We start from the raw sequence: 14,176 nt of genomic DNA, 5'->3' as shown, positions 1-14,176 counted from the left end.
CCAGCTTTTCACGCTCGTCACCCCACGAAGCCGCCGCCCGCTGCCCAGTTGAGCGCCAGCGTCGGCGCGATCCCGAGCAGCAACGTGACGATCACACCGAGTGTGATCGCCGCCGTGGTGAAGGCGCCGGGAACCGTGACGGTCGGGCCGTCGGCTGCCGGCTCGCTGAAGTACATCAGCACGATCACCCGGATGTAGAAGAAGGCCGCCACGGCGCTGGCCACCAGCGCGATGACCACCAGCGGCGCCATGCCGTCGCCGAGGGCCGCTGCGAACACCGCGAACTTGGCGGTGAACCCGCTGGTGAGCGGGATGCCGGCGAGGGCGAGCAGCAGGAACGTCATCACGCCCGCGACGATCGGGGAGCGCTTCGCGAGCCCCGCCCACTGCGAGAGGTGGGTGGCCTCGCCGTCGGCGTTGCGGACCAGGCTGATCACCCCGAACACGGCGATCGTGGTGAAGCCGTAGGCCAGCAGGTAGAACAGCGTGCTCGACACGCCCGCCTCGGTGATGGCCATCGTGCCCAGCAGCAGGAAGCCGGCGTGGGCCACGGACGAGTACGCGATCATGCGCTTGATGTCGGTCTGGGTGAGACCGAGCACGGCACCGATCGCCATCGACGCGATCGCGACGGCCCACAGAACGCCGCGCCACTCCCAGCGCATGTCGCCGAACGCGACCTGCAGCACGCGCAGGATCGCCCCGAAGGCCGCGACCTTGGTGCAGGCCGCCATGAATGCGGTGACGGGGGTGGGGGCGCCCTGGTAGACGTCCGGGGTCCAGGTGTGGAACGGGCCCACCGAGCCCTTGAACATCAGGCCGACCACCAGCAGCGCGAGCCCGCCGAGCAGCAGCGCGTCGGACGCCGGGGAGCCCACGGCGGCGTTCGCGATCTCGGTGAACCGCACCGACCCGGCGTAGCCGTAGATCAGCGCGAGCCCGTAGAGGAAGAACGCCGACGCGAACGCGCCCAGCAGGAAGTACTTGACGGCCGCCTCCTGCGAGAGCAGCCTGCGGCGCCGGGCGAGCCCGCACATGAGGTACAGCGGCAGCGACAGCACCTCGAGGGCCACGAACATCGTGAGCAGGTCGTTCGCCGCGACGAACGTCATCATCCCGCCGAGCGCGAAGAGCGTGAACGGGAAGACCTCGGTCTGCATGGTGGGCGCGAGCCCCGGGGCACCGTAGGAGCGGTCCTCCGGCAGCTCGGTGGACCCGCCACCGCCACCGACCGCGGCCCGGGTGGCCGACGACGCCAGGATGGCACCGCCGGGCTCCACCGACCGGTCGGCGATCAGCAGCAGGCCGGCCAGCCCGAGGGCCAGCAGCGCGCCCCACAGGAACAGCGTGGGCCGGTCGACGGCGAGGGCGTCGGCGATCGTGGTGACGCCCTCGGGGGCGCTGCTGCCCGCGTACAGCCCCAGCGCGAGGCCTGCGCCGCCGAGCGCCACGATCGAGAGGGCGACCTGCGCGGGCCACCGCTGGTGGCGGGGCAGGAACGCCTCGACGAGCACGGCGATGCACGCCGCGCCGAGCACGATCAGCAGTGGCGCGACCGCGGCGTAGTCGATGGGGGGCGCGCTGAGCATGCCCTGGGCGAGCGTGGTCAGCGCAGAGGGCTCGCTCACTGGATTCCTCCCACCGGGTCGGTGAGGCCCACCTCGTTCAGGGTGGCCACGACCGACGGGTTGATGACGTCGAGCACCGGCCCGGGGAAGAAGCCGAGCGCGATGATCAGCACGATCAGCGGCGTGAGCACGGCGAGCTCACGGCCGGACAGGTCCGGGAAGGCACCCTTCTTCGCCGCGGCCTCCGGGGCGATCATGGTGCCGGGGCCGCCCGCGCGCTCCAGCGCGCCGAGCACGGCCGCGCCGCGCACCGGGCCCTGCATGGTCTGCTGGTAGACCCACAGCACGTACAGGGCGGCGAAGATGATCCCGACCGTGGCCAGGATCGTGTAGACGGGCTCCCGCGGGAACGAGCCGAGCAGCACCAGGAACTCGCTGACGAACGAGTTGGTGCCCGGCAGCGCGAGCGAGGCGAGCCCGGCCAGCAGGAACGTGCCCGCCAGCAGCGGGGCGAGCTTGTGCACGCCGCCGTAGTCGCCGATGAGCCGCGACCCGCCGCGGGAGATCAGGAAGCCGATCACGATGAACAGCATCCCGGTGGTGATGCCGTGGTTGACCATGTAGAGCGTGGCGCCGGCGAACGCCTGGCTCGAGAAGGCGAAGATGCCCAGCGCGATGAAGCCGAAGTGCGCGATCGAGGTGTAGGACACGAACCGCTTCAGGTCCGTCTGCACCACCGCCAGCAGCGCGGCGTACAGCACCCCGATCACGGCGAGCGTGAGCACGAGCGGCGCGAGCCGCTGCGAGGCCAGCGGGAACAGGGGCAGGCAGTAGCGCAGGAACCCGAACGTGCCGACCTTGTCCAGCACACCGACGAGCAGCACACCGGCCCCGATCGGGGCCTCGGCACCGGCGTCGGGCAGCCAGGTGTGGAACGGCACCAGCGGAGCCTTGATCGCGAACGCGACGAAGAACCCGAGGAAGAGCCAGATCTGCGTGGACTCCGGCACGGTGGCGGCGATCGACTGCAACTCCACCCAGGAGAAGGTCGCCTCGCCCAGTGCCGTGCCGCTCACGACGTACAGCCCGATCACCGAAGCCAGCATGATCAGCCCGCCGAGCAGCGAGTACAGGAAGAACTTCACCGCCGCGTACTGCCTGCGCGGGCCGCCGAAGCGCCCGATCAGGAAGTACATCGGGATCAGCATGGCCTCGAAGAACACGTAGAACAGGAACACGTCGGTGGCCGCGAACACCCCGACCAGCAGGCCCTGGGTGGCCAGCAGCAGCGCGAAGAAGCCCGACTCCGTGCGTCCCTCCGGGATCTCCTGGTTCCAGGAGAAGCCCATGACGATCGGCATCAGCACGGCGATCAGCGCGAGCATCACGAGCGCGATGCCGTCGACGCCGAGCGCGAACGACGTGCCGAACGCCGGGATCCACGGCACGGACAGCTCGAGCTGGAACCGCGACCCGTTCTCGACGGCCGACGGCGAGTACGCCAGCCACGTGATGACCGTGAGCACCAGCGAGGCCAGTGCGAACGCCATCGCGGTGACCTTGGCGCCGCGCGCGTTGCCCGTCATCGGCGCCACGACCAGCGCGCCGACGAGCGGCAGCACCAGCAGGATCAGGAGCAACACACTTCCCCCAGTCATGCGAACCGCACCGCGAGGAGCGCCGCGACGACGAGCACGCCGCCGCCGAGCATGGACAGCGCGTACGAGCGGACGAACCCGGTCTGCAGCCTGCGCAGCCGGCCGGAGCTGCCACCGAGCAGGGCGGCGGTGCCGTTGACCACGCCGTCGACGCCGCGGTTGTCGAAGTAGACCAGCGCCCGCGCGAGCCAGGTGCCCGGCCGCGCGATGAGCGCCTCGTTGATCGCGTTGGCGTACAGGTCCTTGCGGGCCGCGCGCACCGGCAGCGACACCGGCTCTGGCCGCTCCACCGGCGTGGGCCTGCGCCCGACGGTGAGCCAGGCGATCAGCACGCCCAGCGCGGAGAAGCCGACGACGAGGAACGGCACGTACTCGTGGGCGAGCACGCCCCCGTGCGGCTCCTCCAGCTCACCCAGCGTGGGAGCGAGCCAGTCGACCAGGACGTGGTTGTAGTTGAGCAGGAAGCCCGCGCCGACCGAGCCGATCGCCAACACGATCATCGGGATCGTCATGACGGACGGCGACTCGTGCGGGTGGTAGTCGTGGCCGTCGGAGCTCTTGAGCTTCTCCCAGCGCTTCTCGCCGAAGAAGGTCATGAACATCAGCCGGGTCATGTAGAACGCGGTGAGCCCCGCCGCGAGCGTGGCCGCACCGCCGAACACCCAGCCCTGCCAGCCCGGCTGGCCGAAGGCCGCGCCGATGATCTCGTCCTTCGAGTAGTACCCGGACAGGAACGGGAAGCCGATCAGCGCGAGGTAGCCCAGGCCGAACGTCACGAACGTGATCGGCATGTAGCGGGCGAGCCCGCCGAACCGGCGCATGTCCACGTCGTCGTTCATCGCGTGCATCACCGAACCGGCGCCGAGGAAGAGCCCCGCCTTGAAGAAGCCGTGGGTGAGCAGGTGGAAGATGCCCAGCGCATATCCGGCCGGGCCCAGCCCCACCGCGAGGATCATGTAGCCGATCTGGCTCACGGTGGAGTAGGCGAGCACCTTCTTGATGTCGTCGTACGCGCAGCCGATGATCGCCCCGATCAGCAGGGTGATCACGCCGATCAGCGCGACGACCAGTCGCCCGCTCTCGGTGAGGTTGTAGATCGGGTTCATGCGCGCGATGAGGTAGACGCCCGCGGTGACCATGGTGGCCGCGTGGATCAGCGCCGACACCGGCGTGGGGCCCTCCATGGCGTCCGGGAGCCACGCCTGCAGCGGGAACTGGCCGGACTTGCCGCACGCGCCGAGCAGGAGCAGCAGGGTGATCGCCAGGATCGTGCCCGGGGAGAGCTCGCCGATCCGCTCGAACACCTCGGTGTACTGCAGCGTGCCGAGGTTGGCCCACAGCAGGAAGATCGCGATCGCGAGGCCGACGTCGCCGACGCGGTTCATCAGGAACGCCTTCTTCGCCGCGGTGGCGGCCGACGGGCGGTCCTGGTAGTAGCCGATCAGCAGGTAGGACGCCAGACCGACGCCCTCCCAGCCGAGGTAGAGCATCACGAAGTTGTTGCCGAGCACCAGCAGCAGCATCGCCGCGACGAACAGGTTCAGCTGCGCGAAGAAGCGCCTGCGGCCCGGGTCGTGGCTCATGTAGCCCACCGAGTACAGGTGGATCAGACCACCGACACCGGTGATGAGCAGCACGAACGTGAGCGACAGCGGGTCGAGCCGCAGCCCGAAGTCGACCGAGAGGTCACCGACGCTGATCCACTCGTAGAGCGACAGCTCCCGGGTGCGCTCCTCGGGTGCGAGGTTCGTGGTCTCCAGGAAGATCAGCAGGCCGATGACGAACGACGCCACCACCGTGAGCAGACCCAGCCAGTGGCCCCACGCGTCAGCGCGCCGTCCCGCGACGAACAGGACGAGCGCTCCCGCCGCGGGGAGCACGAACAGCAACCAGGCCAGCGATGCGGTGCCGGTGGCCGCCACGACGTGGGGCAGCTCGGCGGCGTACACGGCGTTCACCAGGTCACCTCGAACCGCCGGCAGTGGCGTTGGCTGAACACGGGGAGCACTCCTTGGTTCTGCACTTCGGGGCCTAGTACTTCAGCAGGTTCGCGTCGTCGATCGACGCGGTCCGGCGGGTACGGAAGATCGACATGATGATCGCGAGACCGACGACGACCTCGGCCGCGGCGACGACCATCACGAAGAACGCCATCACCTGCCCGTCGAGCGCACCGTTGATGCGCGCGAACGTGACGAGCGAGAGGTTGACGGCGTTCAGCATCAGCTCGATGCACATGAACACGACGATCGCGTTGCGGCGCACCAGCACGCCCACCGCGCCGATCGAGAACAGCAGCGCGGAGAGCAGCAGGTAGTACGTGGGGGTCACTTGGGCTCCTGGGCGTTCTCGTCACGACCGCCGGTGAGTGCGCGCGCGTCGTGCCCCGCCTCGTCCTCGATCTCGCGGATCGGGGTGGCGTCGATGATCGACGAGATCGACTCCGGCGCGATCGAGCCGTCGGGCAGCACGGCCGGCACCGCCACCGAGTTGCCGGTGGCGTAGACACCCGGGCCGGGCAGTGGGGAGATCCGGTCGTGCTCACCGCGCAGCCGCGCCTCGACGGTGGCCCGCTGGCCCCGCTTGGTGTGGCTGCGCCCCTGCGCGAAGGCGAGCACCATCGCCCCGAGCGCGGCCGTGATGAGCAGCGCCGAGGTGAGCTCGAAGGCGAACAGGTAGTCGGTGAAGATCAGCGCGCCCAGCCCCGTGACGTTGCCGGAGTAGCCCGGCCCGTCGGGGGCCAGGCCCACGGCGGTGACGGAGACGAGCGCGCGCCCGACCGCGGCCACCAGCAGCGCCGCCAGCCCGACGCCGAGCGCGAGCGCGGCGAGCCGCTGCCCCCGCAGCACCTCGACGACGGAGTCGGAGCTGTCCCGGCCGACCAGCATGATCACGAACAGGAACAGCATCATGATCGCGCCGGTGTACACGATGATCTGCACGAAGCCGAGGAACGGCGCCTGCTGCACGATGTAGAACACCGCGAGGCTGAACATCGTGCCCACCAGCGCGAGCGCGGAGTGCACGGCGTTGCGGGCGAACACCATGCCGAGCGCGCCGAGCAGCGACAGCGGGCCGAGGATCCAGAAGACGACGGCCTCGCCGGTGCTGACGGCGCCCGGGTCCGGCGCGGCCTGCGCGAGGAGATCGAGAGTCACTTGACCTGCTCCCCCACCGGGTCGTTCTCGGCGCCCTTGCGTGCGAGAACGGGCCCCTGCACGTAGTAGTCCTGCTCGTCGTCGCCGAGCCGCATCGGGTGCGGTGGCTGCTCCATGCCGGGCAGCAGCGGCGCGAGCAGCTGCTCCTTGGTGTAGATCAGGTCCTGCCGGTTGTCGTCGGCCAGCTCGTAGAAGTTGGTCATCGTGAGCGACCGGGTGGGGCAGGCCTCGATGCACAGGCCGCAGCCGATGCAGCGCAGGTAGTTGATCTGGTAGATCGCACCGTAGCGCTCACCGGGCGAGTAGCGCTCCTCCTCGGTGTTGTCGCCACCCTCGACGTAGATCGCGTCGGCCGGGCAGGCCCAGGCGCACAGCTCGCAGCCGACGCACTTCTCGAGTCCGTCCGGGTGCCGGTTGAGCTGGTGGCGGCCGTGGTAGCGCGGCGCGGCCGGCGGGAAGTTCTCGGGGTACTCCTCGGTGACGACCTTCTTGAACATCGTCCCGAAGGTGACGCCGAAGCCCTTGAAGAAGTCGAACATCTACTCGGTCTCCTTGCCACTGAGCGCGGGCGTGCGCTCCGGCTCGACGGCGCTCTCCACCCGACGGCGGCGCAGCTTGTGCCGGGGCGGCTTGGGCACCTCCAGGTCCAGCGGGGGCACCGGGTAGTTCGAGGCCGGCTCCACCGGCGCGGGCCCCTCGACCTTGCGGTCGGGCACCAGGAACGCCACCAGCAGCACCACAGCCAGCGCGATCCCCAGCCCGATCAGCAGGGCCGACACCTGGCCACCGCTGGTGCGCCACGTGCGGATCGCGAAGATCGCCAGGATCCACAGCAGCGAGCCGGGCACCAGCACCTTCCAGCCCAGCCGCATGAACTGGTCGTAGCGCAGTCGCGGCAGCGTGCCCCGCAGCCAGATGAAGATGAACAGGAACACGAACGTCTTGATCAGGAACGCGACGAGCTGCAGCCAGCCGTTGGAGTTGAGGAACGACAGCGGCCACGGCCACATCCCGCCACCGAGGAACAGGGTGGTGGCCATCGCCGAGACCGTCACCATGTTCACGTACTCGGCGAGGAAGAACAGCGCGAACTTCAGCGACGAGTACTCGGTGTGGAACCCGCCGACGAGCTCCGACTCCGCCTCCGGCAGGTCGAACGGGGCGCGGTTGGTCTCCCCCACCATCGAGATGACGAACACCACGAAGCTCGGCGCCAGCAGCAGCAGGTACCAGCCGCTGGCCTGGGCGGCCACGATGTCGGCGGTGGACAGCGACCCGGCGTAGAGGATCACGCCGACGATCGACAGCCCGAGCGCGATCTCGTAGGAGATGACCTGCGCCGCGCTGCGCAGCGCCGCGAGCAGCGGGTACGGCGACCCGGACGCCCAGCCGCCGAGCACGATCCCGTAGACCCCGATCGAGGAGCAGGCGAGCACCACCAGCACTCCGACCGGCAGGTCGACCAGCTGCAGCACCGTCGGCTCGCCGAAGATCGACACCTCGCCGCCGAACGGGATCACCGAGAACGCCACGAACGCGGGGATCGTGGAGATGACCGGCGCGATGAAGTACACGCGCTTGTCGGCCATCGTGGGCATGATGTCTTCCTTGAAGGCCAGCTTCAGCCCGTCCGCGAGGGACTGCAGCCAGCCGCCAGGGCCTGTGCGGTTCGGGCCGGGACGCTGCTGCATCCGGCCCACCACCTTGCGCTCCCAGTTGATCATGAACAGCGTCATGACCACACCGAGCGCGAAGAGGCCGACCACCTTGACCAGGATCAGCCAGAGCGGATCGTCCGCCAGCAGCTGCTGCGTGGGCGTCAGCCCCTGGGCCAGCACCTCGGCGTTCACGCCGTCACCCCCACCAGATCGCCGTGCCCCACACCGAGCACGGTGCGGACGCGGGAGTCACCGGAGTTGCCCGGCAGCCACACGACGCCGTCGGGCAGGTCGGCCAGCGCCACCGGGAGCGTGATCTCGCCCCGCTCGGTGCGCACGGTGGCGGGAGCGCCCTCGGTGAGGCCGAGCACCCCGGCCGTGGCGGCGTTGACCCGCACGTAGGCCGGGCGCGCCGTGCCCGCCAGCGCGGGCTCGTCCACCGTGAGCGTCGAGTGGTCGAGCAGCTGGCGCCAGCTCGCGAGCACCGCCTGCCCGTACCCGGGCCGCAGCGGCTCGCCGGGCGCCGTCGCGGGCGCTGCCGGCGCCGCGCCCGCCCACCGGCCGAGCCGGTCGAACTCGCCCGCCGCGGCCGCCGGCGTCTGCGTGAACAGGTCGGCATCCATCTCGACGGCGAGGGTGTCGAGCACCCGGCAGTCCGGCAGGACCCCGCTCGCGTCGAGGGCCGGGCCGAACTCGCAGCGCCGCCCCTCCCAGTTCAGGTAGCTGCCCGCGCGCTGCGCGTCCGGGGCCACCGGCAGCACCACGTCGGCCAGCTCGGTGACGGCCGAGGTGTGCAGCTCCAGGCTCACGAGGAAGCCGACCTCGCGCAGGGCGGCCAGCGCCGACTCCGGGTCGGCCAGGTCGTAGGGGTCGACACCGCCCACCACCAGCGCGGCCAGCTCACCGGACGCGGCGGCGGCGAGGATCTCGTCGGTGTCGCGGCCCGGCTGCGCAGGCAGCGCGCCGGCCTCCAGGCCCCACGCCTGCTCGACCTCGGCCCGTGCGGCGGCGTCGGTGACCGGGCGGCCACCGGGCAGCAGCGTGGGCACGGCGCCCGCGTCGAGCGCGCCGCGGTCGCCCGCGCGCCGCGGCACCCAGCCGATCGCCGCACCGGTGCGCTCGCCGAGCGCCGCCACCGCGGAGTAGAGCCCGGGCACCTCGGCGGCCCGCTCCCCGACGAGGACCACGCCCCCGCCGCGCAGCGCCTCGACGACGTGCTCCGGCAGATCCGCGAGCACCGCGGCCTCCGCGCCCGGCACAGCCGGGATCAGGTTGTCCTTGGCGGCCGGTGCGGCGGCGCCGGTCTCCAGCGACGTGCGCTCGACCGCCGGAGTGGTCCACTGACCGAGGTGGAAGACGCGCTGCCCGTGCTTGCGGGCCGCCTTGCGCAGCCGGAGGTAGACGATCGGCGCCTCCTCCTCCGGCTCCAGGGCCACGCAGAGCACGGCGGGAGCGGCCTCGAGGCGGGTGTAGCTGAGGGTCTCGGGGCCCTTCCCCACCACGTGCGAGGCCAGGAAGTCCAGCTCCTCGGCCGAGTTGGCGCGGGCGCGGAAGTCGATGTCGTTGGTGCGGGCCGCGACGCGGGCGAACTTGGCGTACGCGTAGGCGTCCTCGACGGTGAGCCGGCCACCGGCCAGCACCCCGATCCCGCCGTCACGGGCGGCGAGCAGGCCCTCCGCCGCGACGCGCAACGCCTCGGTCCAAGACTCCTCGTGCAGCTGCCCGTCGGCGCCGCGCACGAGCGGGCGCGTGATGCGCCCCTTCGACTTGAGGTACCGGAACCCGAACCGGGCCTTGTCGTCGATCCACTCCTCGTTGACCTCCGGGTCGTTGCCCGAGAGGCGACGCATCACGGTGCCACGGCGGGTGTCGATGCGCAGTGCCGCGCCGCTCGCGGTGTGCTCGTCGACGCCCGGCGTGGACACCAGGTCGAACGGGCGGGAGCGGAACCGGTACGCGGCGCTGGTGAGCGCACCCACCGGGCAGATCTGGATCGTGTTGCCCGAGAAGTAGCTCTGGAACGGCTTGTCCTGCGCCACCCCGATCTGCTGCTGCGCGCCGCGCTCCAGCAGGTCGATGAACGGGTCGCCCGCGATCTCCTCGGAGAACCGGGTGCAGCGCTGGCACAGCACGCAGCGCTCCCGGTCCAGCAGCACCTGCGTGGAGATCGGGAGCGGCTTCGGGAACGTGCGCTTCTGGTCGACGAACCGGGAGTCGGTGCGCCCGGTGCTCATCGCCTGGTTCTGCAGGGGGCACTCGCCGCCCTTGTCGCAGATCGGGCAGTCGAGCGGGTGGTTGATGAGCAGCAGCTCCATCACCCCCTCCTGGGCCTTCTTGGCCACCGGAGAGGAGTGCTGGGTCTTCACGACCATGCCGTCGGCCACCGTCATGGTGCAGCTGGCCTGCGGCTTCGGCATCGGCCGGCCGCCCATCTCCACCTCGACCAGGCACTGGCGGCACGCGCCCGCCGGGTCGAGCAGCGGGTGGTCGCAGAACCGCGGCACGATGATCCCGAGCCGCTCGCACGTGCGGATCAGGATCTCGCCCTTGGGGGCGTCGACCTCGATCCCGTCGATCGTGAGGCGGACGTGGCCCTCGGGGACGGGCCGCGCCTCCTTCTTCTCCTCGGGGGCGATCGTCATGCCTGGGCTCCAACCAGATCGTCCAGCTGCTCCGGACGCTGCACGGAGGGCTGCTCCGCGATCAGGTCCAGGAACTCCTGGCGGAAGTACTTGATGGCGCTCGTGATCGGGCTGGTGGCACCGTCACCGAGGGCGCAGAACGAGCGGCCGAGGATGTTGTCGCAGATGTCGAGCATGGTCTCGACGTCGGCCTCGGTGCCCTCGCCGTGCACCATCCGTTCGAGGATCTGCACCAGCCAGAACGTGCCCTCGCGGCACGGCGTGCACTTGCCGCACGACTCGTGCTTGTAGAACTCGGTCCACTTCATGACCGCCCACGGCACCGACACGGTCTCGTTGAAGACCTGCACCGCGGTGGTGCCCAGCATCGAGCCGGCTGCCGCAGCGCCCTCGAAGTCGAGCGGGACGTCCAGGTGCTCGGCCGTGAAGATCGGGGTGGACGAGCCGCCCGGCGTCCAGAACTTCAGCGGGATGCCGTCCTTCATGCCGCCCGCCAGCTCGAGGAGCTGCCGCAGGGTGGTGCCGAGCGGGGCCTCGTACTGGCCGGGGCGCTCGACGTGCCCGGACACCGAGTAGATCTTCGGGCCGGGGCTCTTCTCCGAGCCCATCGAGCGGAACCACTCGCTGCCGCCCATCACGATGGCGGGAACCGAGGCGATGGTCTCGACGTTGTTCACCACTGTCGGGGAGGCGTAGAGCCCCGACGTGGCCGGGAAGGGAGGCTTGAGGCGAGGTTGCCCGCGACGACCCTCGAGCGAGTCGAGCAGCGCCGTCTCCTCGCCGCAGATGTAGGCGCCCGCGCCGGCGTGCACCACGATCTCGAGGTCGAACCCGGAGCCGAGGATGTTCGTGCCGAGGTAGCCCTTGGCCCGCGCCTCCTCCACGGCCCGGCGCACCCGGCGGATGCAGTGCAGGGCCTCGCCGCGCACGTAGATCGCGCAGAAGTTCGCGCGGATCGCGAAGCACGTGATGATGCAGCCCTCGATGAGCGAGTGCGGGTCCGCCATCATCGTGGGGATGTCCTTGCAGGTGCCCGGCTCGCCCTCGTCGGCGTTCACCACGAGGTACTTGGGCTTCGCGCCCGGGCCGGTGGGCCCCTGCGGGATGAAGCCCCACTTCATGCCGGTGGGGAAGCCCGCGCCGCCGCGTCCGCGCAGGCCGGAGTCCTTCACCAGCTGGATGAGCTGGTCGGGGTGGGCCGTCAGGGCGTGGCGCAGGGCCTGGTAGCCCTCGAGCTGCTCGTAGGTGTCGATCGACCACGAGCGCGGCGACTGCCAGCGCCGGGTGAGCACCGGTGTCAGTTGGTCCACCATGGCTACTTCTTCTCCGGAAGAGCGGGGAACGCGGGCGGGGTGTCGGGCATCGGCGGGGCCACCCAGCCGCGCTCCGAGGCGATCTGGGCGCCGCGCACCGACTCCGGTGCCACCGACGGCCCCTCCACGCTCGCGGCGAGGTCCGGGAAGATGCCGGCGAGCTCCAGCTCCACCGTGCGGAAGTCGGTGAGCGGGGCACCCCGGGTGGGGTGGGGCTTCTCGCCCCGCTGCAGCGCCGACACCAGCTCGTCGGCCGACTCCGGCGTCTGGTTGTCGTAGTACTCGTAGTTGACCTGCAGCACCGGCGCGAGGTCGCACGCCGCGAGGCACTCGGCGTGCTCGAGGGTGATCGAGCCGGTCGTGCCCGGCTCGCCCGCGGTCTCCTCGTGGCCGACGCCGAGCTTCTCCGACAGCCGCTCGTAGATGTCGTCGCCGCCCAGCGCCGCGCACAGCGTGTTGGTGCAGACGCTCACCAGGTGCTCACCGCACGGCCTGCGCTTGTACATCGTGTAGAAGGTGGCGACGGCCGAGACCTCGGCGGTGGTCAGCTCCAGCGCCTCGGCGCAGTAGCGGATCCCGTCCTGGCTGACGTGGCCCTCCACCGACTGCACCAGGTGCAGCAGCGGCAGCAGCGCCGACCGCGACTGCGGGTAGCGGGCGATGATCTCCTTGGTGCGCTGCCGCGTCAGCTCGTCGAACTTCTCGACGACAGGCCCGGCGTCCTCCACCACGGGCTCGAACACCACTTCCTCCGGCCCGGTGATCGGGCCGGACGACTCCGGGGTTCCCTCCGGCAGTGTCATCGGGCGCCTCCGCTGCGCTCCGGTCGACGTGTCACCGGTCAACACCTCCCATGACGGGGTCGATCGAGGCGACGGCCGCGATGACGTCCGCGACCATGCCGCCCTCGCTCATCGCCGGCATCGTCTGCAGGTTCACGAAGCTGGGGTCCCGCACGTGGACGCGTACCGGCCTCGTGCCACCGTCGGACACCAGGTGGTAGCCCAGCTCGCCGCGCGGCGACTCGATGGCGGTGTACACCTGGCCCGCAGGCACCGAGAAGCCCTCGGTGACCAGCTTGAAGTGGTGGATCAGGGACTCCATCGACTGGCCCATGATCTTGCGGACGTGCTCGAGGCTGTTGCCCATGCCGTCGGACGCGATGGACAGCTGCGCCGGCCAGGCGATCTTGCGGTCCTCGATCATCACCGGGCCCGGTTCCATCTTCTCGACGGCCTGCTCGATGATCCGCAGCGACTGGCGGATCTCCTCGACCCGCAGCCGGTAGCGCGCGTAGCAGTCGGCCTCGGTGGCCACCGGGACGTCGAACTCGTACTCCTCGTAGCCGCAGTACGGCTCCACCTTGCGCAGGTCCCAGGGCAGCCCGGCCGCGCGCAGGATCGGCCCGGTGGCGCCGAGCGCGAGGCACCCGTCCACCGGCAGGTAGCCGACGTTCTCCAGGCGCTGGCGCCAGATCGGCTGCCCGGTGAGGAGGTTGTCGTAGTCCGGCAGCCGCTTGCGCATGACCGCGACGAACTCGGTGACCCGCTCCTCCCAGCCGTCCGGGAGGTCCTGGGCGAGCCCACCCGGCCGCACGAACGCGTGGTTCATGCGCAGACCGGTGAGGAACTCCAGCAGGTGGAGCACCTCCTCGCGCTCGCGGAACCCGGCCGTCATGCCGGTGAGCGCGCCGAGCTCCATGCCGCCGGTGGCGAGGCACACCAGGTGCGAGCCGATGCGGTTGATCTCCATCAGCAGCACGCGGGCCACCTGCGCGCGCCGCGGCGCCTCGACGCCCAGCAGCTTCTCCACGGCCAGGCAGTAGCCGACCTCGTTGAAGATCGGTGCGAGGTAGTCCATGCGCGTCACGAACGTGACGCCCTGGGTCCAGGTGCGGTACTCGCAGTTCTTCTCGATGCCGGTGTGCAGGTAGCCGATCACCGACCGGGCCTGCTGCACCGTCTCGCCCTCGAGCTCCAGCACCAGCCGCAGCACGCCGTGCGTGGACGGGTGCTGCGGGCCCATGTTGATGACGATGCGGTCGTCGTGCTCCTCGTCGAGGAACGTGTCCCAGTCGCCGCCCGTGACGGTGTAAACAGTGCCTTCGGTGGTCTCCCGCTCAGGTGCGACAGAGTCGATGCGCGCTCCGCGTTCGCTCCGCGCGGTGTCTTCCCTGATC

General features: G+C 70.5%; 11 protein-coding genes. All 11 read right to left on the bottom strand.

From position 1 onward, the window contains the following. Positions 1 to 17: 17 nt before the first annotated feature. Positions 18 to 1,589 (bottom strand): NADH-quinone oxidoreductase subunit NuoN, encoded by a 1,572-nt coding sequence (gene nuoN, locus ACFPL3_RS00750; protein WP_343945001.1) that lies wholly within the window; start codon positions 1,587 to 1,589, stop codon positions 18 to 20. Positions 1,590 to 1,624: 35 nt separating this feature from the next. After that, the gene (locus ACFPL3_RS00745; protein WP_343944995.1) at positions 1,625 to 3,226 is read right to left on the bottom strand and encodes an NADH-quinone oxidoreductase subunit M; all 1,602 of its coding nucleotides are present in this window, start codon (positions 3,224 to 3,226) and stop codon (positions 1,625 to 1,627) included. Beyond that, on the bottom strand, positions 3,223 to 5,175 hold the full coding sequence (gene nuoL, locus ACFPL3_RS00740; protein WP_379588383.1) for an NADH-quinone oxidoreductase subunit L: 1,953 nt from the start codon (positions 5,173 to 5,175) through the stop codon (positions 3,223 to 3,225). The genes ACFPL3_RS00745 and nuoL overlap by 4 nt, the downstream gene beginning before the upstream one ends. Positions 5,176 to 5,257: 82 nt before the next feature. Beyond that, positions 5,258 to 5,557: an NADH-quinone oxidoreductase subunit NuoK gene (gene nuoK, locus ACFPL3_RS00735; protein ID WP_343944997.1), complete on the bottom strand. Its 300-nt coding sequence runs from the start codon at positions 5,555 to 5,557 to the stop codon at positions 5,258 to 5,260. After that, a complete protein-coding gene (locus tag ACFPL3_RS00730) occupies positions 5,554 to 6,384 on the bottom strand; it encodes an NADH-quinone oxidoreductase subunit J (protein ID WP_343944998.1) in 831 nt (276 codons plus the stop codon). The genes nuoK and ACFPL3_RS00730 overlap by 4 nt, the downstream gene beginning before the upstream one ends. Beyond that, positions 6,381 to 6,923 carry an NADH-quinone oxidoreductase subunit NuoI gene (gene nuoI / locus ACFPL3_RS00725; RefSeq protein ID WP_343944999.1) on the bottom strand — a complete coding sequence of 181 codons (543 nt, stop codon included), beginning with the start codon at positions 6,921 to 6,923 and terminating at the stop codon, positions 6,381 to 6,383. Before nuoI ends, ACFPL3_RS00730 begins: the two co-directional genes overlap by 4 nt. Next, positions 6,924 to 8,207 carry an NADH-quinone oxidoreductase subunit NuoH gene (gene nuoH / locus ACFPL3_RS00720; RefSeq protein ID WP_343945002.1) on the bottom strand — a complete coding sequence of 428 codons (1,284 nt, stop codon included), beginning with the start codon at positions 8,205 to 8,207 and terminating at the stop codon, positions 6,924 to 6,926. 23 nt (positions 8,208 to 8,230) lie between these two features. Next, complete coding sequence (locus tag ACFPL3_RS00715) at positions 8,231 to 10,684, bottom strand: NADH-quinone oxidoreductase subunit G (protein ID WP_379588341.1); 2,454 nt, start codon at positions 10,682 to 10,684, stop codon at positions 8,231 to 8,233. After that, entirely contained in the window at positions 10,681 to 11,997 is a 1,317-nt protein-coding gene (gene nuoF, locus ACFPL3_RS00710; RefSeq protein WP_343937689.1) for an NADH-quinone oxidoreductase subunit NuoF, read from the bottom strand. The genes ACFPL3_RS00715 and nuoF overlap by 4 nt, the downstream gene beginning before the upstream one ends. 2 nt (positions 11,998 to 11,999) lie before the next feature. Further along, the gene (nuoE, locus tag ACFPL3_RS00705; RefSeq protein WP_343937691.1) at positions 12,000 to 12,800 is read right to left on the bottom strand and encodes an NADH-quinone oxidoreductase subunit NuoE; all 801 of its coding nucleotides are present in this window, start codon (positions 12,798 to 12,800) and stop codon (positions 12,000 to 12,002) included. 31 nt (positions 12,801 to 12,831) lie between these two features. Beyond that, a complete protein-coding gene (locus ACFPL3_RS00700) occupies positions 12,832 to 14,175 on the bottom strand; it encodes an NADH-quinone oxidoreductase subunit D (RefSeq protein WP_343937767.1) in 1,344 nt (447 codons plus the stop codon). Between the last annotated feature and the right edge of the window lies 1 nt (position 14,176).

Origin of the sequence: Pseudonocardia zijingensis (assembly GCF_042657305.1) — a bacterium.
GTDB classification, from domain to species: domain Bacteria; phylum Actinomycetota; class Actinomycetes; order Mycobacteriales; family Pseudonocardiaceae; genus Pseudonocardia; species Pseudonocardia zijingensis.
Note: the sequence above shows the minus strand (reverse complement) of the source record. Positions and strands in the feature narration are given on the sequence as shown.